Here is a 24,001-nt window from a genome sequence, read left to right on the forward strand (position 1 = left end):
TTAGAGCCTCTTGGCCATGCGCGGGTCGAGCGCATCGCGCAGCCCGTCACCCAGCAGGTTCACGGCCAGCACGGTGATGGACAGGAACAGCGCCGGGAAGAACACGATGTAGGGCTTCACCTGCCAGAGCGCGCGGCCCTCGGCCATGATGTTGCCCCAGGACGGGATGATCGGCGGCGTACCTGCACCGATGAAGGACAGGATGGCTTCCGTGATCATCGCGCTCGCGCAGATATAGGTGGCCTGCACGGTCAGCGGCGCCAGGGTGTTGGGCAGGATGTGGCGGATGATGATCATCGGCGTGCGCGTGCCGGATGCGACGGCCGCATCGACATAGGGCTGTTCACGCAGCGACAGGACCACGCCGCGCACCAGGCGCGAGACGCGCGGGATTTCCGCGATGGTGATGGCCAGCACCACATTGCCCACGCTGCCGCGGGTCAGCGCCATCAGCGCGATCGCCAGCAGGATCGACGGAATGGACATCATGCCATCCATGATCCGCATGATGATGCTGTCCGCCACCCGGATGAAGCCGGAGACCAGGCCGATGAACAGCCCGATGGCGGAGGCGCAGATCGCCACCGCGAAGCCGACGGTCAGCGAGACGCGGGCGCCGTACAGGACACGCGAATAGATGTCGCGGCCCAGCATGTCGCTGCCGAACCAGAACTGCGCCGAAGGCTCGCGCGTCCGAAGCGCGGGTGCCAGTGCGGTCGGGTCCTTGCTGGTCAGGAAAGGCGCGAAGACGGCGATGAACACCATCAGGAAGACCAGGAAGCCACCGACGGCAATGGTCGGGTTGCGGCGGATGAAGCCGAGCAGGCCACCGCGCGCACGAACGGGCGGCATGATGTCCCGCATGGGGACGGCGGCATTGACCCCGGGGGGCAAGGTGCCGGGGGGGAGTGTTGCGGTGCTCAATACCGGATCCTCGGGTCGAACAGGGTGTAGGCCAGGTCGATGGCAAGGTTGACCAGCACATAGATGAAGCTGAACAGCAGGACGACGCCCTGGATCACCGGGTAGTCGCGCCGCAGGATGGCATCCACCGTCAGGCGGCCGAGGCCCGGGATGGCAAAGACGCTCTCCGTCACCACGGCGCCGCCGATCAGCAGCGCGATGCCGAGGCCGATGACGGTGATGATCGGCACGGCCGCATTCTTAAGCGCATGCAGGAACAGGATGCCCGACTGGTTCAGCCCCTTGGCGCGGGCCGTGCGGATGTAGTCCTGCTGCAGGACCTCGAGCATCGTGGCGCGGGTGATGCGCGCAATCAGCGCGATGTAGACGCTGCCCAATGCGACCGAGGGCAGGATCAGGTTCTCGAACCAGGGCCAGAAGCCGCGCGACAGCGGCGTGTAGCCCTGCACGGGCAGCCAATCGAGCTCCAGCGCGAAGATATAGGCCAGCACATAGCCGACCACGAAGACGGGCACGGAGAAGCCGAGCACGGCGAAGCCCATCACCGCACGGTCGATCCAGGTGCCCTGCCGCCAGGCCGCCATCACCCCCATGGGCACGGCGATGGAGACTGCCAGGATCAGCGTGACGATCATCAACGACAGCGTCGGCTCGATGCGCTGCTGGATCATGGTGCTGACCGGCAGGTTGGTGAAGATCGATACACCTAGGTCACCATTCGCGATATCCCAGACCCAGGCGCCGAACCGCACCAGGTATGGGCGGTCGAGGCCGAGGCTGGCGCGAATGCGCTCCACATCGTCCGGCGTGGCCTGATCTCCCGCAATCACCGCGGCCGGATCGCCCGGGGCGATGTAGAGCAGTGAGAACACGAACAACGCGACGATCGCCATCACCGGGATGGTGGCGAGGACTCTTCGGACAATATAGGCAAACATCCGGTTTTCAGACCTTTCGGTTCATCGGTGCATCCGGGCCGGGGCGGCGCCCGACCCGGATGCGGTCGCTTCATCAGGCCTTGTTGACGCCCCAGAAGAACGGCAGCGGGCCCTTCTGGATGCCGGTCACGTTGCTGCGCCAGGCCGTGTAGCCCAGGAAGAAGCCGGTCGGCGCATAGACCACGTCATCAATCGCGGCGGTGTTGATCTTGTCCAGCGCCACCTTCTCGGCCGCCGTGTCCGGCGCGTTGAACCATTCGGTCACGCCGTCCTCGACGCCCTTCGATTCCGGCCAGCCGAACCAGGCCTGCTGCCCGGTGCCGCGCAGCGCATTGTAGGCGGCAGGGTTCACGCAATCCGCGCCGGCGTGCCAGGTGTGGAACATGCCCCAGCCGCCATTGTTCGGCGGATTCTTCATGGCGCGGCGCTGGCCTGTTGTACCCCAGTCCGTCGCCACGAAATCCACATTCATGCCCATGCGCTTCAGCAGGTCCGCCGTGATGTCGCCCTGCGCCTTCGTAATCGGCTGGTCCTGTGCCACGATGCAGATCACCGGCTCGTTGTTGTAGCCGCCTTCCTGCAACAGCCGCTTCGCCAGGTCCATGTTGCGCGGACCCTTCAGAATGTCGCCACCCGCTTCCGTATAGCCTGGCGTGCCCGGTGTGAAGAAGCCGGGCAGCGGCTTCCACAGCGCATCATCCGTGCCGACCAGGGCGCGCATGTAGTCTTCCTGGCTCATCGCCGCGAGGACGGCCTGCCGGACCTTCTTCGAGTTGAAGGGCGCATGCAGGTGGTTCATGCGGAAGCTGCCGATGTTGCCCAGCGGGTCCGCGATATCCAGGCGGATGTTCCGGTTGCGGCGCATCAGCGGCACCAGGTCGCTGATCGGGTTCTCCCACCAATCCACCTCGCCGTTCTGCAGCGCGGCGGCGGCGGTCGCCGGGTCCGGCATCACCACCCATTCAACGCGGTCGACGCCCATGCGCTTGCCGCCGGCCAGCCAGCTCGGCGCCTCGTTGCGCGGCACATACTGGTCGAATTTCTGAAACACGGCGGAGGCGCCGGGCACCCACGCCTCCTTCACGAACTTCATCGGGCCGGAGCCGACATATTCCGTGATCTGCGTGAAGCTGTCGAACTTCGTCGCGATCCGCTCCGGCATGATGAAGCAGATCGGCGTGTTGGTCTTGCCGAGCGCGTATTTCAGCTTGGGATAGGGGCTGCCCAGCACCCAGCGGAAGGTGGTGTCGTCCACCGCCACCAGTTCCTTCTGGATCGCGCGCACCATCTGGCCCATCGGGTCGCGCGGCATCCAGCGATTGATGGAGGCGACAACATCCTTCGCCCGCACCGGCTCGCCATCATGGAAGCGCAGGCCGGAACGCAGCTTGAAAGTCCAGGTCAGGCCGTCGGAGGAAATCGTCTCCCCCTCGATCATCTGCGGCTGCGGCTCGAGCTTGTCGTTCACGCCATACAGCGTGTCCCACACCATCGCGGAGGCGTTCCGCACGACATACTGCGTGCCCCAGATCGGGTCGAAATTCGCCAGGTTCGATTGCGGCACGAAACGCAGCGTGCGGTTCGCCGCCTGGCTGTAGGCCGGCGCCGAGACGCCTGCGGCTGCAAAGCCCGCGGCGCCCACGCCCGCCTTGAGGAATGACCTTCGATCCATTTTTGTATCCCTTGCCCCCAGCCGCCCTGATTACGGGCAGACTGCCTTATCCCTGTGCGGCGCGCCAGCTTCCCGAACCGTTCATCGGCCGGTTGCGCGCCCGGAGCAATCGCGGTGCACACGGCGTGCCACGATCCGGTGAATGTCGGTCAGGCCTGTCGCACGCCCCAGAACAGGGCCGGCCCGCCCTTCACGACCCCGGTGATGCTGCGCCGGTAGGCCATGCGCGGCAGTACCTGGCCGAGCGGGATGAAGGGCACTTCCTGCCACACCACGCGCTGCATTTCCTCCGCGATCCGCTTCTCGGCAGCGAGGTCCGGCGCCTCGAACCACGCCTCGCGCAGTTCCTCCAGGCGCGGGATGGTGGGCCAGCCGGCCCAGGCGGCGGCGCCATGGCCGCGAATCGGCTGGTGGCTGCCGGGCACCGAGACGTCGAAGCCTTCCCAGGTCGTGCAGAAGGCGCTCCAGCCGCCCTGTTCCACAGGGCCGCGATTGGTACGGCGCTGGATATGCGTGCCCCAATCCATCGCCTGCAGATCCACGTTGAAGCCGATGCGGGCAAGCAGGTCGGCCGCCACCACGGACAGGTTCTGCAGCACCGGGATGTCGGTGCCCGACAGCATCGCCACGCGCTGCCCGGCATAGCCCGATTCGCGCAGCGCCCGCTGCGCCGCCGCCAGGTTGCGCGGGCCGGACAGCACCTCGAGCCCCGCCTCATTCGCGAGCGGCATGCCCGGCGTGAAGGCACCGGCCGGGACGCGCGACATCTCCGGATCCGTGCCGACCGCCGCATCCATGAAGGCACGCTGGTCCAGCGCCGGCAGGATGGCGCGGCGTACCGCCGGGTTGTCGAAGGGCGGGTGCAGGAAGTTGAAGCGCAGCACGCCCAGATTGCCGGCGTCGTTCACCAGGTCCACCACGATGTCGCGGTTGCGGCGCAGCAGCGGCAGCAGGTCCGGCAGCGGCGTCTCCCACCAGTCCACCTCGTTGTTCTGCAGCGCGGCCGCGGCGGTGGAGGGATCTGGCATCACCCGCCATTCGACGCGGTCGAAATGCACGGGCTTGCCGCCGGCCAGGAAATCCGTCGGCTCGTTGCGCGATTCGTAGCCGTCGAACTTCGCGTAATGCACGCGGTCGCCGGCGCGGAACTCGTCGCGCAGGAAGCGGAACGGGCCGCTCCCCGTAAAGTCCTGGATCTGCTGGAAGGGGTCGGTCTGCGCCACGCGTTCCGGCATGATGGCGCAGATATTGGCCGATGGCTTGCCCAGCGCGAAGGCCAGCCCCGGCCAGGCCCTCTTCATGCGTATCTCGAAGTGCGTGTCGTCGATGGCGCGCATGCCATCCAGCAGCCCGTCCAGCCGCTGGCCCAGCACATCCCGCTTCGCCCATCGCGCGATGGAGGCAACGCAATCCCGCGCCAGCACCGGCGCCCCATCATGAAAGCGCAGGCCCGGTCGCAGCGTAATGGTCCAGCGCCGGCCCTCGTCGCTGATCTCGTGCCCCGCCGCCATCTGCGGCTTCGGCTGGAAATCGGCGCCGAGGCCGTACAGCGTGTCGTAGATCATCAGCCCGTGGTTGCGGACCACGACAGCCGTGGACCACACCGGGTCGATGTTGGAGAGGTTGGCCTGCGGCACGAAGCGCAGCGTGCGCGCCTGGGCCTGTGCCGACGCCAGACGGGGCGCGACCAGCGCCGCACCTGCCGCACCGAGAACGCCCCGCCTGGTCGTCTGCATCATGGGATCACGCCTTGCCGATGTTCCAGAACACGGTGGCCGGCGCGCGGAACACGCCGGTGACGTTGCGGCGCCAGGCGCTCGGCTGCCAGTAGAAGCCGAGCGGGATGTAGTACATCGACTCCATCGCCTTGGCGTTCAGCTGCTCGGCGATCCGGCGGCTTTCCGCCGGGTCGCCGGTCTGCACCCATTCGCCGCGCAGCCGCTCGATCTCGGGCTCATCCGGCCAGCCGAACCAGGCATTCGCCGCATTGGCCCGCAGGAACAGATGATACACCGGCAGCGTCAGCGACTGGCCGGAGGAGGTGGTGTGGATGATGCTCCAGCCGCCGCGCTCCACCGGTTCCTTGCTGGCGCGGCGCTGCACCAGCGTGCCCCAGTCGGTCGAGACGACCTCCAGGTTCATGCCCATCCGCGTCAGGATATCGGCGGTGACCAGCGACAGCGCGTTGATCTGCGGGTAGTCGCCCGGCGCGATCAGCACCACCTTCTCGCCATTGTAGCCGGCCGCCGCCAGGGCCTGCTTCGCGCGCTCGATGTTGCGGGTCTTCAGCACCTCGCTGCCATTCTCGTTGGCCAGCGTCGTGCCGCAGGTGAAGACGCCCTCGCAAACTCCCCAGCCATCAGGGTCATTGCCGGCGACGGAGCGCAGGTAGTCGCGCTGGTCCACCGCCATGGCGACGGCGCGGCGGATCGCCGGGTTGTTGAACGGCGGCTGCAGCGTGTTGAAACGGCAGACGCCATAGGTGCCGTCGAGCAGCCGCTGCTCCACCACCATCTCCCGGTTCCGCCGCATCAGCGGCAGCAGGTCGTGCAGCGGATATTCCCAGTAATCCTGCTCGCCCTGCATCATCGCATTGGCGCTGGTCGCCGGGTCCGTGATGATGGTCCATTCGATACGGTCGATGTTCGGACGGCGGCCACCGGCCAAGCCGTCCACCGCCTCCTGCCGCGGCACGTAGCGCTCGTTCTTCGCCCAGACGGCGCGCTGACCCGGGTTCCACTCGCCGGGGACGAACTTGAACGGGCCGCTGCCCACCGTGTCACGGATCTGGGTGAAGGCATCCGTGCTGGCGATGCGTTCCGGCATGATGAAGCAGGGGAACTGCGTCTGGCCGAGCGCCATGGTCAGCAGCGGCACCGGGCGATGCAGGCGGAAGCGGAAGCGGCGATCATCCATCGCCTCCACCTCCGCGACATTGCCGATCAGCACCTGCATGAAGGGATCGCGCCGCGCCCAGCGCTTGATGGAGGCGACGGCATCCTTCGCCAGCACCTTCTCCCCATCATGGAAGGCGAGGCCTTCGCGCAGGGTGAAGGTCCAGGTGAGCTTGTCGTCGGAGAGGGTCCAGCCCTCCGCCATCTGTGGCTTGATCTCGCCCTTACTGTCCTGCGCGCAGATCTGGTCGTAGATCATGAAGGCGTGGTTGCGGGTGACCACCGCGGTGGTCCAGACCGGATCCACCGAGGTCAGGTTCGCCTGCGGAATCACCCGCAGGCTTCGTGCCGCACCGCCCTGCGCCGAAACCACGCTGGGGGCCGCCACCGCCGCGGCCGAGGCCGCCATCAATCCACGCCGTCCAATCATCTGCCCATTCCCCTGTTCCATTGTCGTCGATCAGTCGCGCTTGATGCCCCAGTACAGCGCGAGGCCGGGCACGCGGCCCGAGAGGTTGCTGCGGAGCGCGGTCAGCGACAGGTAGGCACCGACTGGGATGTAGGGCAGCTCATCCATCGCCACCTCCTGCATCTCCCGCCCCAGCCGCTGCTCCGCGGCGAGGTCCGGCGCCTCGAACCACGCATCGCGCAGCTCCTCCAGCTTCGGGATGTCGGGCCAGCCGAACCATGCGCCGGCGCCGTTGCCACGCAGCGGGAAATGCGCCGCGGGGTTGGCGAAGTCGAAGGAGGAGAAGGCGGTGAACAGCATGCTCCAGCCGCCGGCGGAAACCGGCTCACGCGAGGTGCGGCGCTGCACCGTGGTGCCCCAGTCGGTCAGCACGATATCCGCGTTGAAGCCCATCCGCCGCACCAGGTCGGCACCCACCTGCGTCATCGCCGACGGCGCCAGGATGTCGGTCGGGCCGATCAGGCGCATCACCTCGTTGTCGTAGCCGGCTTCCTGCATCAGCGCCTTGGCGCGGTCGATGCTGCGCGGGCCGGTCAGCGCGCCCATCGCCGCGTCATTGGCCATCGGCGTGCCCGGCGTGAAGAAGCCGGTGGCGGCGTTGAAGTTCGCCGGGTCGGTGCCGACGATCGCCTGCATGAAGTCGGACTGGCTGATCGCCGGCAGCATCGCCTGGCGCAGCTTCTTGTTGTTGAAGGGCGCGTGCAGGTGGTTGAAGCGCAGGATGCCGGTCAGCGGCAGCGGGTCGATCGCCTCGATCCGGACGTTACGGTTGCGGCGCAGCAGCTGCTGGATCTCCGGCGGCGGCTGCTCGTACCAGTCGATCTCACCGGTCTGGATCGCCGCGGCTGAGGTCGCGGCATCGGTGATGATGTGCCACTCGACGCGGTCGAAATGCACGATCTTCGGCCCCGCCGTCAGGCTCGGCGTGCCGGAGGAAACCGGCACGTAGTCGGCGTTGCGGGTGTACACCACCATGGAGCCGGAATTGTATTCATCCGCCTTGAAGCGGAACGGACCGCTGCCCACCGCCTCGCGGATCTGCGTGAAGGCGTCCGTGCTGGCCAGGCGTTCCGGCATGATGAAGGCCGGGCTGTTGGAAACCTGACCGAGCGCCGCGAACAGCAGCGGAAAGGGCCGCTTAAGGCTGAACTGCAGGCGCTTGTCGTCCAGCGCCGTCAGGCTGTCCGTCAGCGAGGCCAGCTTCTGCCCGAAGGGATTGCGCTTCATCCAGCGGGAGACGCTGGCCACCGCATCCTTCGCAAGAACCGGCGTGCCGTCGTGGAATTTCAGCCCGTCGCGCAGCGTGATGATGATGCGGCGCCCGCCATCCTCGGACACATGGCCGGCGGCCATCTGCGGCTGCGGGCGGAACTGCGAATCCAGCCCGTACAGCGTGTCATAGATCATGTGGCCGTGGTTGCGGGTGATGTTCGCCGTGGTCCAGATCGGGTCCAGGCTGGTGAGATTCGCCTGCGGCACCATCTTCAACACGCGGTTCTGCGCCGGCTGCGCGATGGCGAAGCGCGGCAGCGAAGTGGCGCCACCGATCGCCGCGCCACCAATAGCTGCGCCTGTCTTCAGCAGATCCCTGCGAAGCATACCATTCTCCCGTTCGAGCCTTCCCGAGAGTGGATCAGACCAGCCCTGCGCCGTTCCCGCAAGACGCATCCGGCGGAGAGGGTGCACCCCGCTCCGCCGCAACCAGCTTCAGGCGCGCATACGGCGTGCCAACAGGCACGCCGCGTGTGACGCGTGACGCGCCCTCAGGCGCGCTTCGTGTGACGCGCCCTCAGGCGCGCTGGACATTCCAGAACAGCGGCAGGCCCTTCAGCACGCCCGAGATGTCCCGCCGATAGGCGGTGGCCTGGAAATACTGGCCGAGCGGCAGGTAGGGCACTTCCTGGAAGGCCACTTCCTGGATCTGCCGTGCCAGCGCCTGCTGCGCCGGCAGGTCGGGCGCCTCGAACCAGGCCTGGCGCAGCTCCTCGATCTTCGGAATCGTCGGCCAGCCGAACCAGGCCTGCTGGCCGTGGCCGCGCAGGCTCTGGTGCACGCCCGGGTTGAACATGTCGAGGCCGGACCAGAAGGTGAAGAACATGTTCCAGCCGCCCTTGTCCGGCGCCTCCCGGCTCGCGCGGCGCTGCACCACGGTGCCCCAGTCGGTGGAGATGTAGTCCACATTCATGCCGACGCGCCGCATCATGTCGTTGCCGACCTGCGCCAGTGCGTTCAGCGACGGGAAGTCGGACGCCGCGATCAGCGTCACCTTCTCGCCGTTATAGCCGGCGGCGGCGAGCTCGCGCTTCACCTTCTCCACGTCGCGCGGGCTGGTGACGGCCTCGAGCCCCGCATCGGAGGCCAGCGGCGTGCCCGGCGGGAAGAAGCCGATCCCCTCGCGCCACAGGCTGCGATCCGTGCCGATCACGGCGGTCATGAAATCCGCCTGGTTCACCGCGCCGAGCAGCGCACGGCGCACCGCCGGCTTGTCGAAGGGCGGGTGCAGGTGGTTGAAGCGCGCGATCGCCAGCAGGCCGGTCGGGTCCGGGATCTCCAGCACGATGTTGCGGTTGCGGCGCAGCAGCGGCTGCAGGTCGCCGGTCGGCTGCTCCCACCAATCCATCTCGCCGCTCTGCAGCGCCGCGGCGGCGGTCGCCGCATCCGGCGTCACATGCCATTCGACGCGGTCGAACTTCGCCACCTTCGGCCCGGCGGTCCAGCTCGCCTCGCCTTGCGGGCGCGGCACATAGTCGGCGAAGCGCTCATAGACCACGCGCGCACCCGGCACGCGCTCGCCTGCGACGAACTTGAACGGCCCGCTGCCGATCAGGTCGCCGGTGATCGGCGTGGTCGGCGACTGGCTGGCCAGGCGCTCCGGCATCATGAAGGCAACGGGGGTGGAGGGCTTGCCCAGCGCCTCGAACAGCAGGGGGAAGGGCTTCTTCAGCCGGAACAGGATGGTCTTGTCGTCCGGCGCCGCCAGCTCATCGGTCTGCGCCATCAGCACCTGGCCGAGCGCATCGCGCGCCGCCCAGCGGCGGATCGAGGCGACACAATCCTTCGCCGTCACCGCCGCGCCGTCATGCCATTTCAGCCCGTCGCGCAGGGTGATGGTGACGCGCTTGCCGTCATCCTCCACCGTGTGGCCCTGGGCCATCTGGGGCTGCGCCTTGTAGTCGGCATCGAAGCCGTACAGGGTATCCCAGATCAGGTAGGCGTGGTTGCGCGTGACATAGGCGGTGGTCACGATGGGATCGACCACCGCGAGGTCCGCCTGCGGGATGAATTTCAACACGCGGGACGCGGTTGGGGTCCCCTGGCCGAAGGCAGGCATGCCAAGGCCGGAAGCGCCGAGCGCCGCCCCGGCGCCGGTCAGAAGATGGCGACGCAACATTTTTCGTTGTCTCCCAGATCGCATCCGCGGCGAGGCGCCGCGTCAGCCCTGACCGCCAAGGGAACAGCCTTCCCCCTCCCGATGCAAGGCCCGCAAATGGCGCTACCCCGGTCGGTGCCCGAAGCCCAGCGCCGGCGTCTCCGCCGTTTCCACCCACACCGCCTTGGACTGGGTATAGGCCGCCAGCGCCTCCACCCCCGAGGACCTTCCATGGCCGCTGGCGCCAAAGCCGCCAAACGGCACGGAGACATGGATGGTGCCGTAGCCGTTCACCCAGAAGCTGCCCGCCCGCACCCCGGCCGCCACCCGATGCGCCCGGCCCAGGTCGCGCGTCCACACGGCACCGGCCAGGCCGTAGGGGGTGGCATTGGCCAGCGCCACCGCTTCCGCCTCCTCCTCGAAGGGAATCGCGGCGACCACGGGGCCGAAGATTTCCGTCTGGGCGGCGCGCGCGCCGTTGGACAGGCCGGACAGGATGCTGGGCATCACCCAGAAGCCATCGGATGGCAGGCTTTCGGCGCGTGGCGCGGCCAGCAATTCCGCGCCCTCGGCCACGCCATCCGCCACCATCTGCGTCACATGCGCGAATTGCCGCGCGGTCGCCACCGGCCCGACCTCCGTCGCCGCATCCAGCGGATCGCCCAGCCGGATTTTCGTGGAGGCCTCCGCCAGCATCGCCACGAACCGGTCATGCACCGACCGCTGCACCAGCAGCCGGGACCCGGCGACGCAGCTCTGGCCCGAACTGGCGAAGATCGCCTGCTGTGCGCCCTGCACGGCGGCCGGCAGATCCGCATCGGCGAAGACGATATTGGCCGATTTGCCGCCGAGCTCCAGCACGCAGGGGATCATCCGCGCCGCGCAGGCCGCCGCGATGCGGCTGGCGCTGGCCGCGCCGCCGACGAAGGTCACCATGGCGATTTCGGGTGCCGCCAGCAGCGCCTCCCCGCTCGTGGCACCCAGGCCGGCCACCACCTGCACCAGCCCGCGCGGCAGCCCGGCTTCCACCGCCAGCAGGCCGAAGGCCAGCGAGGTCAGCGGCGTGTATTCGGATGGCTTCAGCACCACGGCGTTGCCCGCCGCGATCGCCGGCAGCACGTTCCAGCCGCAGGTGAAGATCGGCGCGTTCCACGGCGTGATGGCCAGCACCACGCCCATCGGCTCCCGCCGAATGATGACGGTGTGGCCGGAGGGCACGGGCACGGTGCGGCCCTCGATCTTGTCGCACCAGCCGGCCCAGTATTCCGCCATCTCCGCGACGCGGGCGACCTGCGCCCGGCAGTCGCGCAGCGGCTTGCCGGCATTGGCCGATTCCAGCCGCGCCAGCGCCTCCGCATCCCGGCGCACCAGCGCGCCCAGCGCCCAGATGCGCCGGCCACGCTCCGCGGCGCTCAGCGCCATCCATTCGCGTTGCGCCCGCGCGGCGCCCGCCGCCGCCTGGCGCGCCACCTCGGCGCCGGCATCGGCGTAATCCACCATCGGCAGGCCGGTGGCGGGGTCCTGCAGGGTGATGGTGCCACCCTGCCCCGCCGTCACCTCCCCCTGCAGCACGCTGCCGATGCGGCCGCCGAGCAGCCGCGCGATTTCCTCGGACAGTACCGTCTTCGCCGCGAACATGCTCATTTCCCCCCGAGGATGGCGGCGGGCACGTGGTTGAAGTCGGCGCTGTCGGCCACCTGCGCCGCCTCCCATTGCGCCGCCGCCGGGCCGCAGACCGGCAGCGCGGCGCCGACGCTCTCGGCCAGCGCCAGGGCCAGCCGCACATCCTTCCGCATCAGCCCCGCCGAGAAACCCGAATCGAAACCGCCCGGCAGGATCCACCTGGGGAAGTTCACCTCGGTCGCGGCGGAGCGGCCGGAGGCCGCGTTGACCACCGGCAGCAGCGCCTCCGGCGCCACCCCGGCCAGCGCGCCCAGGCGCAGCGCCTCCCCGGCCACGGCCAGGTGGGTCGCGACCATCAGGTTGTTCACCAGCTTGGCCACCTGCCCCGCGCCCGGCCCGCCGACATGCACCAGCTTCGTCGCGACCAGCGCCAGGGCCGAACGCGCGCGCTCGATCGCCGCGGCGTCCCCGCCCAGCATCATCGCCAGCGTGCCCGCGGCCGCCCCGGCCGGGCCGCCGGAGACCGGCGCATCCAGGTAGTCCACGCCCCAATCGGACGCCGCGGCGGCGAAGCGCTGCGCGGCCAGCGGGTCCAGCGTCGAGGTATCCGCGACCACCGCCTGCTTCGGCAGCGCCGGCAGCAGCGCCAGCATCACCGCCTCCACCGCGCGGTCCTGCGGCAGGGACAGCAGCATCACCGGCGCCGCGGCCTGTTCCACCTTCGCCACCACCTGCACGCCGCGCGCCCGCGCCCCGTCGCACCGGCCGGCATCGAGGTCGAAGCCCAGCACCTCCGCCCCCTGCTCCACCAGCCTGCCGGCCATGGCGAGCCCCATCTGCCCCAGCCCCACCACACCGATCCGCATGCGCCGAAATCCCTCCAGACGTGTAACAAGGCTCGCAGCCGGTGCCGCCGCCGGCAAGCTGCCGCCTTTTGGTCATGCTGTGGTGCTTTGACGTGGCCCGCCGCCGCACCACTTCCCCTGCATGGAAACGACATGCCCGCACGCACCGCCGAAACCCTGATCGCGCGCCTCGGCCCGGAACGGTGGGCCGGCATGATGCAGTTCCTGCGATTCGGCGTGGTCGGGACCGCCGGCTTCGTGGTGGATACCGCGGTGCTCTATGCCGGGCTGGCGCTCGGACTCGGGCTGTATTCGGGGCGCGCCGTATCCTACCTGGCGGCGGCCAGCACCACCTGGGCGCTGAACCGCGCCTGGACCTTCCGCGCCGCGCCGCGCGCACCGATGGCCCGGCAATGGGCGCTGTTCCTGCTGGTCAACCTGATCGGCTTCGCCTGCAACTACGGCACCTATGCCCTGCTTGTGGCCGGCGTGCCGCTGGTCGCGGCGCATCCGGTGCTGGGCGTGGCGGCGGGCGCGCTGGCCGGCATGGTGGGGAATTTCTGGCTCTCGCGCCGCTTCGTCTTCAATGCCAGCCGGGCCGCTGCATGACCCAGCCGCCCCGGATCGCCGTGCTGATCCCCTGCTACAACGAGGAAGTGGCGATCCCGAAGGTGGTCGCCGATTTCCGGGCCGCGCTGCCGGGCGCCACCATCCATGTCTATGACAACAACAGCCAGGACGGCACGGTGGCCGCCGCCCGCGCCGCCGGCGCCCAGGTGATGCGGGAGACGCAGCAGGGCAAGGGCCATGTGGTCCGCCGGATGCTGGCCGACATCGAGGCCGATTTCTACGTCCTGGTCGATGGCGACGACACCTACGACGCCGCCGCCGCGCCCGAGATGCTGCGCCTGGCAATGGAGGAACGCCTCGACATGGTCACCGGCACGCGGGTGACGGAGGCCGAGGCCGCCTATCGCCCGGGCCATGTGCTGGGCAACCAGGTGCTGACCGGCCTGGTCCGGGTGATCTTCGGCAACCGGGTGACGGACATGCTCTCCGGCTACCGGGTATTCTCCCGCCGCTTCGCCAAATCCTTCCCGGCGCTGGCCGAGGGCTTCGAGACCGAGACGGAATTCACCGTGCATGCGCTGGAGCTGCGGATGCCGGTGGGCGAGGTGCCGAGCGGCTACCGGGCGCGGCCGCCGGGCAGCACCTCCAAGCTCAACACCTGGCGAGACGGCTTCCGCATCCTCAATGCCATCCTGCTGCTGGTGCGGCGGGAACGGCCGCTGCCCTTCTTCGCACTGATCGCCCTGGTCCTGGCCGGCACCGGGCTCGGCCTCGCCATCCCGGTGCTGCACACCTTCCTGGCCACCGGGCTGGTGCCCAGGCTGCCCACCGCCGTGCTGTCCATGGGCCTGATGTTGCTGGCCTTCCTGTCGCTCGCCTGCGGGCTGATCCTGGATACGGTGACGCGCGGACGGGTCGAGGCGAAGCGGATGGCCTATCTCGCCATCCCGGCGCCGGCTTTCGTGAGCGGGGCTGTCATCACTCCGGAAACAACCCCGAGGTAAAAGGGCGTGGACGGAACCTTACGCGAAAGGGTTCAACCCTCACGTTTGTTTTATCGCGGCGCCCCGCATGCTAGGACGCCGCCTCCCGGAGTTCCCGCCGGAACCACCGGCCAGTTGCACGGACACATGACATGTCTGGAAGTCCCATGACGGGCCAGCCTCCAGCCGGCACTTCTACCGGCCGCACCGATGCCGGCACCCGACCGATGCCCGAACGCCTGATGCCTGAGCGTCCGGTGCCGGATCGTCCTGTGCCGCCGGTGCTGCTGGCCACCACGCCGGCACCCTGCCTCGAAGATTTCATCACCGACCGGGCGGATGACCGCCTGCGGGATCTGCTGGCCTTCGCCATGGCGGTCGAGGCCGCGCGGCCGACGGAGCCGGAGGCGCTGCGCCGCAAGGCGGAGGCCGACCTCCAGGCGCACGCCTTCCGCACCCTGCACAACCAGGTGGAGACGATCCGCCTGGAAGCCGCCAAGGAACAGATCGGGCGGCTGCGCCGCGGCCCCGGCTTCCTGAAGCTGGTGCTGGCCAACCTGCTGGCGATCGCCCTGGTGCTGGGTGCCGCCTACGCCCTCTGGCTGCGGCCGGACCTGCTGCCTGCCGGAGTGTTCTGACGCATGCGCCCCCCGATGCAACTGATGCCCGGCGGCGGTGACCGCCCGCCGGAGACGGTCCTGTCGCGCGCGCTCGCCGCGGGCCGCCGCCAGCTTGTCGGCGTCGCGCTGTTCAGCGGCGTGGTCAACCTGCTGCAGCTCACCGTCTCGCTGTACATGATGCAGGTCTTCGACCGCGTCCTCGGCTCCCGAAGCATCGATACCCTGTACTACCTGACCGCCATCGCGATCTTCGCCCTGCTGGTCATGGCGGTGCTCGACGGCCTGCGCGGCCAGGTGATGCAGCGGCTGGCGAGCTGGGTTGAAGGCAAGGTGGCGCCGGAGGCCTTCCTCCGCGCCATCGAAAGCCAGCTCCGCGGCCGGCCCTACCGGATGGAGGCGCTGCGCGACCTCGGCGCCTGCCGTGGCTGGCTCGGCTCCCCCGCCTCGCTCACCGTCTTCGACGTGCCATGGGTGCCGATCTACCTGGCGGTGATCTTCGCCCTGCACCCGGTGCTGGGCTGGATCGCCTTCGGCGGTGCCGCCGTCCTGTTCCTGCTGACGCTGGCCAATGAATGGGCCACCGGCACGCTGGTCCGCCAGGCCAGCACCGCCAGCATGGCGAACCAGCGCCGTGCCGAGAGCATGGTCCGCAACGCCGAAGTCATCGACAGCATGGGCATGGCCCCCGCCGTGCTGCAGAAATGGCGGGAGGGGCTTTCGGCCTCGATCCCGCCGCAGGAACGCGCCGCGGACCGTGCCGCCATCCTGCTGTCCATCACCCGCTTCACCCGGCTGACGGTGCAGGTCGGCGTGCTCGGCGTCGGTGCGTTCCTGGTTCTGGAACAGCAGCTTACCGCCGGTGCCTCGATCGCCGCCTCGATCATCATGGGCCGGGCGCTGGCGCCGGTGGAACAGATGATCGGCGGCTGGAAGCAGCTGGTGCAGGCGCGCCAATCCTATCGCCGCCTGCTCGGCTTCCTGGCCCTGCCGCGCATCCGCCCCGCCGGCATGGCGCTGCCGGCGCCGACCGGACGGGTTGCCGCGGAGCGCGTGACCTTCGGCTTCCCGGGCCAGTCCGTCGCCATCATCAAGGGCATCACCTTCAACCTGGCGGCCGGCGAGAGCATGGCCATCATCGGCCCCTCGGCCGCCGGCAAGACCACGCTGATCCGCCTGCTGATCGGCACGCTGGCGCCGGCTGCCGGCACGGTCCGGCTGGACGGCGCGGATGTCTTCACCTGGCAGCGTGAGGATTTCGGCCGCTATGTCGGCTACCTGCCGCAGGATGTGGAGCTGTTCGACGGCACGGTGATGAAGAACATCAGCCGCATGCGCGACGAGCCGCCGGAAGGCGTGTTCGAGGCCGCGCGGCTGGCCGGCTGCCACGAGATGATCCTGCGCCTGCCGCAGGGCTACGACACGGAAATCGGCGATGGCGGCCAGCATCTGTCCGGTGGCCAGCGCCAGCTCATCGGCCTGGCGCGGGCGATGTACGGCAACCCGCGCTTCGTGGTGCTGGACGAGCCCAATTCCAACCTCGATGGCGATGCCGAGCAGGCTTTGATCCGCGGGCTGGACTCGTTGAAGGCGCAGGGCGCCACCGTGATCCTGGTCTCGCACCGGCCGACGCTGGTGCAGGGCGTGGACAAGGTGCTGCTGCTGCGCGACGGCGCCGCCGAAGCCTTCGGCCCGCGCAACGAGGTGCTGAAGCGCCTGGCCCAGGGCAGCCGCCCGGCCGAGATCGTCCAACACGCCGGAGGTGCACGATGAGCGGCGCGATCCCGATGCCCGGCAACGGGCCACAGGCCCTCGGCAACATCACCCCGATCCCCGGCGGCCAGAATGGCGGCCAGCACCTCGCCCCCCGCCCCGCGGCGCCGCCCCCGGCGCTTTGGCAGCCGGCGGAGGAGGATCTGATCCTCGATGCGCCGAAGCCCCGCACGGGCACGGCGATGTGGCTCGGCTACCTGATCGTCGCGGTCTTCGTCGTCGGCCTCGGCGTCTGGGCCAGCGTGGTCCCGCTGGCGGAAGCCTCCATCGCGCCCGGCCTGCTGAAGGTGGAAGGCACCCGCCGCACCATCCAGCACTTCGAGGGCGGCATCGTGCGCGACATCCTGGTGCGCGACGGCGATGCGGTGACCGCCGGGCAGGTTCTGATGCGGCTGGACCAGCCGCAGGCTGCCCAGCAGACGGAAACGCTGCGCAGCCAGCGCTGGGCACTGCTGGCGCAGGATGCGCGGCTGGTGGCGGAACTGGCGCGCTCGCCGACCATCGCCTTCCCCGAGGATCTGATCGCGTCGTCGGAGCCGCGTGCGACGGAGGTCATCAGCGGCCAGCGGGCGCTGTTCCAGGCCCGCCGCGTGGCGCTGGAAAGCCAGATGCAGGTGCTGCGGTCGCGCATCGACCAGCACCGCGCCACCATCGCCTCCGCCGAGGGGCAGATGGACGCGCAGCGCCGCATGCTGGTGCTGCTGAAGGCGGAGGAGAGCAATACCGCCCAGCTGCTGCGCCAGGGCCTCGCACGCCTGCCGCAGCTTCTGGCGCTGCAACGCCAGGTCGCCTCGGTCGAGGGCAACATCACGGACATCACCAACCAGATGGTCCGGTCCCGCGCCCAGATCGAGGAATCGGAGCGCGAGATGCAGCGCACCGGCGACACGCAGACCCAGGAAGCCTCCACCGAGCTGCGCGAGGTGCGCCAGCGCCTGGCCGAGGCCGAGGAACGGCTGCGCGCGGCGGAGAATGTCTCCACCCGGCTCGAGATCATGGCGCCCGAGGCCGGCACGGTGCTGAACCTGCGCGTCTTCACCGTGGGCGCCGTGGTGCGCCCGGGCGATCCCGTGATGGACCTGGTCCCGGCGAACGACCGCATCATCGCCGAGGTGAACGTCCAGCCGAACGACATCGACGTGGTGCATCAGGGCCTGCAGGCGGAAATCCGCCTGCCCGCCTTCAAGCAGCGCCTGGTGCCCTATCTGCACGGCCATGTCACTTTCGTCGCCTCCGACGTGACGGAGGATGAACGGCGCGGGCTGAGCTATTACCGCGTGCAGATCCAGCTCGATGAAGACCAGCTGCGCGCGGTGGAGGGGCTGACGCTCCGGGCCGGCATGGCGGTGGAGGCGCAGATCCAGACCGGGGAACGCACCTTCGCCCGCTACATGATGCAGCCGCTCATCGACAGCTTCCACCGCGCTTTCCGCGAACAGTAAGGAGACCGACCATGTCCGCCATTCCCACCGTCTTCGGCGACGGCATCATCGACGTGCATGTCGCCAGCGGCGTCGCGCGCATCACCCTCGGCGTGCAGACCAGTGCCTCGGCCTCCGTCAAGGACGGCAAGCCGGAACCCTCCGCGCTGCTGGTGGTGCCGGTGCTGCAGCTGCCGAACCTGGCGCGGGTGCTGGCCGAGGTGACGCGGCAGATCGAGGCGAAGGCCAAGGAAGCCGCGGCCAACCAGGCGGGCGGTGCCCAGGCCGGTGCCCAGGCGAACCAGGGTCAGTCGGCCAACGGGCAGGCGCAGCCGCAGGACCAGGTGGCCGGCGCCTTCCGCTTCAACGGCTGAAAAACCGACCGCGCCGGGCGGCTCAGGCCGCCTGGCGTGCCCCGGCATAGCCCTGCGGGTGCGCCGCCCGCCAATCCCAGGCGGTGCGCACAATGTCCTCCAGCTTGGCGAATCGCGGGCTCCAGCCGGTTTCGGCCCGCAGCTTGGCCGAGGAGGCGACCAGCACCGCCGGATCCCCTTCCCGCCGCGGCCCCAGCGCATGCGGCACCCGGCGGCCACCGACGCGCTCCACCGTCTCGATCACGTCGCGCACCGAATAGCCGGTGCCATTGCCCAGATTGTAGCGGACGGACTGCTTCTCCAGCAGCGGCAGCACGCGCAGATGCGCATCCGCCAGATCCGTCACATGCACGTAGTCGCGCACGCCGGTGCCGTCATCGGTCGGATAATCCGTGCCGAACACCATCAGCGGCGGGCGCAGGCCGAGCGCCGCATCGATCGCCAGCGGCACCAGATGCGTCTCCGGGTCATGATCCTCCCCGGCGCGACCCTCCGGATCCGCCCCGGCGGCGTTGAAATAGCGCAGCGAGGCGAAGCGCAGCCCGTGGATGCGCTCCGCCCAATCCAGCGCGCGCTCGCACATCAGCTTGCTCTCGCCATAGGGCGAGACCGGACCGAGACGCTGTTCCTCATCGATCGGGATGCGTTCCGGGAAGCCGAACAGCGCGGCGGTGGAGGACATCACCAGGCGGCGGCAATCATGCTGCACGGCGGCACTGGCGACGGCCGAGAGGGTGGAGAGGTTCTCCGCCATGTAGCGCAGCGGGTCGCGCATGCTGTCGCCGACCAGGGACAGCGCGGCGAAATGCAGCACCGCGTCGAAGCGGCCGCCGCCGAAGGCCTCGGCCAGGGCGCGCCGGTCCTCGCAGCGCCCGTCCACCAGGCGGACCCCCGCAGGCACGGCTTCGCGGTGCCCCTTCGAGAGGTCGTCCAGCACCACCACATCCTCGCCGCGGTCGCGCAGCGCCAGCACGGTATGGCTGCCCACATAGCCGGCCCCGCCGGTCACCAGATAACGGCCCAATTCGTCAGCTCCCAACACACGCCGGCCGGCTCCGGGCCGGTCGCAACGCAGCGTTATCCTGCATGGGCAAATGTGTCAGAATTCACAGCGGCACGAGGTGCCCTGATGGCTGCTCGCGCTGGGTTGAGTGGCTGGGCGGCTGGGCTTATCAACACGTGATGACCCCTGGCGCCGCCTCCCGACACGCGTTCCTCCGACACGCGTTGCGCGCGGCCTGCCTCTCGTTCCTTCTCGCATCGGCCCCACCCGCCCTGGCGCAACAGGGCCCGCCCGCCCGCGCCGCGGACTGGGCCGCCCTGCCCCGTCCGAGCCTGGCGCCGCCGCGCGCCATCGGCAGCACCGGACTCGGCTGCCTGGCCGGTGGCCGGGCGCTGGCGCCGGAGGGGCCGGGCTGGCAGGCCATCCGCACCTCCCGCAACCGCCACTGGGGGCACCCGGCGACGCTCGCTCTCGTGGCGCATGTCGCGGGCCAGGCGCGGGCGGCGGGGCTGCCGGACCTGTGGATCGGCGACCTCTCGCAGCCGCGCGGCGGGCCGATGCCCTGGGGCCATGCCAGCCACCAATCCGGGCTGGATGCCGATATCTGGCTCGACCTGCGCCCGAAGCCCCGCGTGCCGGCGGCGATGCGGGAGGAGCTGACCATCCCATCCCTGGTTCGCGCGGATGGCGAGGCGGTGGACCCGGCCCGCTGGACCCCGCGCCACGCCACGCTGATCCGCATCGCGGCGGAGGCGCCGGGGCTGGACCGGCTGCTGGTGAACCCGGCCATCAAGCGCCGGCTCTGCGCCGACCATGGAGGTAGCGCCTGGCTGCGCCGGGTGCGGCCCTGGCGGGGGCATGACAGCCACATGCATCTGCGCCTGCGCTGCCCGGCGGACAGCCCCGACTGCCGCGACATCGCCCCGCCGCCACCCGGCGATGGCTGCGATGCCAGCCTGGAATGGTGGTTCAGCGCGGAGGCCCGGCAACCGCCGCCGCGCCGCCCCGGCCCGCCCGGCCCGCCGCGCCGACTGCCGGCCGCCTGCACCGCCGTGATGCAGGCGCGCTGACGTCAATCCGGGCTACCTGCCCGGTTAAGTGGCAGATTCTCTCTCGGAATCGGCTTCGCGGCGCCTTGTGCGGCGCAGCGCGTCTTGCGCCGGGACCCTCCGCTGTCGCACACAGGACCGTGCGCGAGCCGTCGCGCCAGGGAAGGGCCGGGGAAATCTGATGGAGCGACCTTTCGTCGAGATCAGTGGCGTCGCCATGCGCTATGGTGGCGTGGAGGGCACGCTCGCCCTGCAGAACGCCACGCTGGATGTCGGCAAGGGCGAGTTCATCGCGGTGGTCGGCCCCTCCGGCTGTGGCAAATCCACCCTGATGAAGCTGGTCACCGGCCTGTGGCCCGCCACCGCCGGCACCCTGCTGGTGGCGGGGCAGGAGGTGGACGGCCCGCTTTCCATCGCCGGCATGGCCTTCCAGAACCCCACGCTGCTGCCCTGGCGCAACATCATCGACAACGTGATGCTGCCGCTGGAGGTGGTGGAGCCGCATCGCCGCCAGCTTCGTCGCCAGCGCGCCATGTACGAGGCGAAGGCGCAGGACCTGCTGAAGCTCGTCGGCCTCGGCGGCTTCGATAAGAAGTTCCCGCATGAACTGTCCGGCGGCATGCAGCAGCGCGCCAGCCTGTGCCGCGCGCTGATTCACGAACCCGCTTTGCTGATGCTGGACGAGCCTTTTGCCGCGCTCGACATCTTCACCCGGGAAGACCTTTGGGCGGTGCTGCAGGGGGTCTGGATGGCCCGAAAACCCACCGTGATCCTGGTGACGCATGACCTGCGCGAAGCCGCCTACCTGGCCGATCGCGTGCTGGTCATGTCCTCCCGCCCCGGGCGGATCATCGCGGAGCGGGTGGTTGACCTGCCGCGGCCGCGCACGCTGGAGACCACCTACACGCCCGAATTCGTCTCCCTCGTGCATGATCTGCGCGAACACATCAGCGCCGCCCGCAAGGGCGAGGAGGTCGTCCATGGCCAGTGACGCCACCCTTCCCGCCGCTGCGGCCGTGACCACGCGCCCTGCCCCCGCCGATCCCACCATGTCGCCCGAGGCGATGCGCCGGCTGCAGGCCCTGGCGCTGGCCCAGCGCCGGCGCCGCCGCCTGCAGGCCTGGCTGCCCTGGCTCGTCATCATCGGCATGTTCGTGATCTGGGAAGCGGGCGTGCGCGCCTTCAACGTGCAGCAATTCGTGCTGCCGGCGCCGTCCGCCATCGCCGAGAGCATGGTGAAGTGGTGGGTGCCGCTGCTGGATAACAGCTGGCAGACGCTGATGACGACGCTGATCGGCTTCTTCCTCGCCGTCATCTTCGGCCTGCTGCTGGGCGTCGCCATCGGCAGTTCGTCCCTGCTGTATCACGGGCTCTACCCGCTGCTGATCGGCTTCAACTCCGTGCCGAAGGTGGCGGTGGTGCCGATCCTGGTGATCTGGTTCGGCATCGGCACGGTGCCCGCCGTGATCACCGCCTTCATGATCAGCTTCTTCCCGATCGTGGTGAATGTGGCGACCGGCATCGCGACGGTGGAGCCGGAGCTGCGCGACGTGCTGCGTGCGCTCGGCGCCAAGCCGTCGGACATCATCCGCAAGGTCGGGCTGCCGCGGGCGATGCCGTATTTCTTCGCCTCGCTGAAGATCGCCATCACGGTGGCCTTCGTCGGTTCGATCATCGCGGAGACGGTGGCGGCGAACAAAGGCATCGGCCATCTGATGATCCTGGCGAGCAGCCGCTTCGACGTGCCGCTGGTCTTCGCCGGGCTGATCGTGACGGCGGTGATGGGGGTGGCGATGTACGTCGCCGCGGTCGCCATCGAGAACCGCACCACCGGCTGGGCGATGCGCGGCCAGAACGACCAGCAGATCACCGTCCCGGGGGTGTAGCGCCCGCCCCCTCTTGCACGCGCCCCTCTTGCACACGCCCGACGTCGGGCGCAGGACAGGGGCGGGACGGAATACGGAATCCGGAATGATCGGGGTCGATTGGGGCACCACGAGCCTGCGCGCCTATCGCATCGGCGCCACGGGCGCGCCGGAAGCGCGCATCGACCGGCCCGGCGGCATCCTGACCGTGCCCGAAGGCGGTTTCCCGGCGGCGCTGCGCGAGGCGATCGGCCCCTGGCTTGCGGATGGCGAGACGAAGGTGCTGCTCTGCGGCATGGTCGGCAGCCGGCAAGGCTGGGTTGAGGCACCCTACCTGCCCTGCCCCGCAGGCCCGGCGGAAATCGCCGCAGCCACCAGCCCCATTCCCTTCGAGGGCGCCGAGATCCGCCTGGTGCCCGGCCTCACCACCAGGGATTCCGCCGGCATCCCCGACGTGATGCGCGGCGAGGAGACCAAGCTGGTGGCGCTGGCCGAATCGGTCGGCACTGCGCTGGCCTGCCTGCCCGGCACGCACAGCAAATGGGCCCACCTGGAAGGCGGCCGCGTCACCGGCTTCGCCACCCACATGACAGGCGAGACCTTCGCCGCCCTGTCGCAGCACACCATCCTTGCCCGCACCAGCACGGATGGCCCGGACATGCCGGAAGCCTTTGCCCGCGGCGTCGATCGCGCCAGCCAGCCGGGCGGCCTGCTGCACCATCTGTTCGGCGCCCGCAGCCTGCACCTGATGGGCGCGCTGGCGCAGGATGAGACCCGCAGCTTCCTGTCCGGCCTGCTCATCGGCCATGAGATCGCGGCCGCCGCCGAAGGCATCCGCCATGTGCATCTGGCCGGCGCCGAGGGCCTGGCCGGGCTTTACGCGGCGGCGCTGGCGCAGCGCGGCATCACGGTGACGCGGCACGACCCGGACCTGGTCGCGGCCGGTCTGCGGCATATCGGCAGGAGCCTGCAATGGATCTGAAGGACTGGCTCGCCGCCTGCCCACTTGTCGCCATCCTGCGCGGCCTGAAACCCGAGGAGGCACTCGGCATCGGAGAGGCGCTGGTCGCTTCCGGCATCGCGGTGCTGGAAGTACCGCTCAACTCGCCCTCGCCGCTGGAGAGCATCCGCATCCTGGCCAACCGCTTCGGCGAGGATGCGCTGGTCGGCGCCGGCACCGTGACGGATCCCGCCGATTGCGCCCGCATTGCCGGTGTCGGCGGCCGGCTGATCGTGACGCCGCATGCCGACCCCGCCGTGGTCCGTGCCGCGAAGGCGGAGGGCATGATCTGCATCCCCGGCTTCTTCACGCCGGGCGAGGCCTTCGCGCTGCTCAAGGCCGGGGCGGATGGGCTGAAGCTGTTCCCCGCCGAAGCCGGGTCCCCCGCCATGCTGAAGGCGCTGCTGGCGGTGCTGCCGAAGGGTACGCGGGTGCTGCCGGTGGGCGGCATCGATGCGGCGAACATCCCGGCCTGGCGCGCGGCTGGCGCCGGCGGCTTCGGCATCGGCAGCGCGATCTATCGGCCGGGCGACGATGCCGCCGCGGTCGCCGCCAAGGCCGCTGCCCTGCGCCTTGCCTGAAGCCGCGGGCGGGGGCATCAATACCCATAA

21 protein-coding genes are annotated in these 24,001 nt (G+C 69.6%); 11 read left to right on the plus strand and 10 right to left on the minus strand.

Annotated elements, in window-relative coordinates; genetic code table 11:
- From HB662_RS24085 to HB662_RS24125, 9 genes are all read right to left on the minus strand, one after another.
- Positions 1-852, minus strand: coding sequence for an ABC transporter permease (locus tag HB662_RS24085; RefSeq protein ID WP_245185863.1), 852 nt, complete (start codon positions 850-852; stop codon positions 1-3).
- A gap of 68 nt (positions 853-920) precedes the next feature.
- Positions 921-1,862: an ABC transporter permease gene (locus HB662_RS24090; protein WP_168053658.1), complete on the minus strand. Its 942-nt coding sequence runs from the start codon at positions 1,860-1,862 to the stop codon at positions 921-923.
- A 73-nt stretch (positions 1,863-1,935) separates the two neighbouring features.
- Positions 1,936-3,534 (minus strand): ABC transporter substrate-binding protein, encoded by a 1,599-nt coding sequence (locus tag HB662_RS24095; RefSeq protein WP_168053660.1) that lies wholly within the window; start codon positions 3,532-3,534, stop codon positions 1,936-1,938.
- A 149-nt stretch (positions 3,535-3,683) separates the two neighbouring features.
- Complete coding sequence (locus tag HB662_RS24100) at positions 3,684-5,270, minus strand: ABC transporter substrate-binding protein (protein WP_168054022.1); 1,587 nt, start codon at positions 5,268-5,270, stop codon at positions 3,684-3,686.
- A gap of 7 nt (positions 5,271-5,277) precedes the next feature.
- Positions 5,278-6,858: an ABC transporter substrate-binding protein gene (locus HB662_RS24105; protein WP_168053662.1), complete on the minus strand. Its 1,581-nt coding sequence runs from the start codon at positions 6,856-6,858 to the stop codon at positions 5,278-5,280.
- A 30-nt stretch (positions 6,859-6,888) separates the two neighbouring features.
- Positions 6,889-8,496, minus strand: coding sequence for an ABC transporter substrate-binding protein (locus tag HB662_RS24110; RefSeq protein WP_168053664.1), 1,608 nt, complete (start codon positions 8,494-8,496; stop codon positions 6,889-6,891).
- 190 nt (positions 8,497-8,686) lie between these two features.
- On the minus strand, positions 8,687-10,288 hold the full coding sequence (locus HB662_RS24115; protein ID WP_168053666.1) for an ABC transporter substrate-binding protein: 1,602 nt from the start codon (positions 10,286-10,288) through the stop codon (positions 8,687-8,689).
- A gap of 102 nt (positions 10,289-10,390) precedes the next feature.
- The gene (locus HB662_RS24120) at positions 10,391-11,905 is read right to left on the minus strand and encodes an aldehyde dehydrogenase family protein (protein ID WP_245185865.1); all 1,515 of its coding nucleotides are present in this window, start codon (positions 11,903-11,905) and stop codon (positions 10,391-10,393) included.
- Positions 11,906-11,907: 2 nt separating this feature from the next.
- A complete protein-coding gene (locus HB662_RS24125) occupies positions 11,908-12,756 on the minus strand; it encodes an NAD(P)-dependent oxidoreductase (RefSeq protein ID WP_168053670.1) in 849 nt (282 codons plus the stop codon).
- A gap of 132 nt (positions 12,757-12,888) precedes the next feature.
- Between HB662_RS24125 and HB662_RS24130 the strand changes: the two genes are divergently transcribed.
- From HB662_RS24130 to HB662_RS24155, 6 genes are all read left to right on the plus strand, one after another.
- Positions 12,889-13,344, plus strand: a complete 456-nt coding sequence (locus HB662_RS24130; RefSeq protein ID WP_245185866.1) for a GtrA family protein — start codon at positions 12,889-12,891, stop codon at positions 13,342-13,344.
- The gene (locus tag HB662_RS24135; protein WP_168053672.1) at positions 13,341-14,309 is read left to right on the plus strand and encodes a glycosyltransferase family 2 protein; all 969 of its coding nucleotides are present in this window, start codon (positions 13,341-13,343) and stop codon (positions 14,307-14,309) included. Before HB662_RS24130 ends, HB662_RS24135 begins: the two co-directional genes overlap by 4 nt.
- Positions 14,310-14,455: 146 nt before the next feature.
- Complete coding sequence (locus tag HB662_RS24140) at positions 14,456-14,926, plus strand: hypothetical protein (protein ID WP_168053674.1); 471 nt, start codon at positions 14,456-14,458, stop codon at positions 14,924-14,926.
- A gap of 3 nt (positions 14,927-14,929) precedes the next feature.
- The gene (locus HB662_RS24145; protein WP_245185867.1) at positions 14,930-16,678 is read left to right on the plus strand and encodes a type I secretion system permease/ATPase; all 1,749 of its coding nucleotides are present in this window, start codon (positions 14,930-14,932) and stop codon (positions 16,676-16,678) included.
- Complete coding sequence (locus tag HB662_RS24150; protein ID WP_168053676.1) at positions 16,675-18,120, plus strand: HlyD family type I secretion periplasmic adaptor subunit; 1,446 nt, start codon at positions 16,675-16,677, stop codon at positions 18,118-18,120. The genes HB662_RS24145 and HB662_RS24150 overlap by 4 nt, the downstream gene beginning before the upstream one ends.
- An 11-nt stretch (positions 18,121-18,131) precedes the next feature.
- On the plus strand, positions 18,132-18,473 hold the full coding sequence (locus tag HB662_RS24155) for a hypothetical protein (protein ID WP_168053678.1): 342 nt from the start codon (positions 18,132-18,134) through the stop codon (positions 18,471-18,473).
- Positions 18,474-18,495: 22 nt separating this feature from the next.
- On the opposite strand, the gene galE is transcribed toward HB662_RS24155, so the two are convergent.
- The gene (galE, locus tag HB662_RS24160) at positions 18,496-19,497 is read right to left on the minus strand and encodes a UDP-glucose 4-epimerase GalE (RefSeq protein ID WP_168053680.1); all 1,002 of its coding nucleotides are present in this window, start codon (positions 19,495-19,497) and stop codon (positions 18,496-18,498) included.
- 158 nt (positions 19,498-19,655) lie between these two features.
- Between galE and mepA the strand changes: the two genes are divergently transcribed.
- From mepA to HB662_RS24185, 5 genes are all read left to right on the plus strand, one after another.
- A complete protein-coding gene (gene mepA / locus HB662_RS24165; RefSeq protein ID WP_168053682.1) occupies positions 19,656-20,546 on the plus strand; it encodes a penicillin-insensitive murein endopeptidase in 891 nt (296 codons plus the stop codon).
- A gap of 160 nt (positions 20,547-20,706) precedes the next feature.
- Positions 20,707-21,516 carry an ABC transporter ATP-binding protein gene (locus HB662_RS24170; RefSeq protein ID WP_168053684.1) on the plus strand — a complete coding sequence of 270 codons (810 nt, stop codon included), beginning with the start codon at positions 20,707-20,709 and terminating at the stop codon, positions 21,514-21,516.
- Positions 21,506-22,411, plus strand: a complete 906-nt coding sequence (locus HB662_RS24175; protein WP_245185868.1) for an ABC transporter permease — start codon at positions 21,506-21,508, stop codon at positions 22,409-22,411. Before HB662_RS24170 ends, HB662_RS24175 begins: the two co-directional genes overlap by 11 nt.
- Before the next feature lie 85 nt (positions 22,412-22,496).
- The gene (locus HB662_RS24180) at positions 22,497-23,372 is read left to right on the plus strand and encodes a 2-dehydro-3-deoxygalactonokinase (protein WP_168053686.1); all 876 of its coding nucleotides are present in this window, start codon (positions 22,497-22,499) and stop codon (positions 23,370-23,372) included.
- Positions 23,363-23,971: a 2-dehydro-3-deoxy-6-phosphogalactonate aldolase gene (locus HB662_RS24185; protein WP_168053688.1), complete on the plus strand. Its 609-nt coding sequence runs from the start codon at positions 23,363-23,365 to the stop codon at positions 23,969-23,971. The genes HB662_RS24180 and HB662_RS24185 overlap by 10 nt, the downstream gene beginning before the upstream one ends.
- The last annotated feature ends 30 nt before the right edge of the window (positions 23,972-24,001 follow it).

The organism is Falsiroseomonas frigidaquae, assembly GCF_012163145.1.
In the GTDB taxonomy this organism is placed as follows: domain Bacteria; phylum Pseudomonadota; class Alphaproteobacteria; order Acetobacterales; family Acetobacteraceae; genus Falsiroseomonas; species Falsiroseomonas frigidaquae.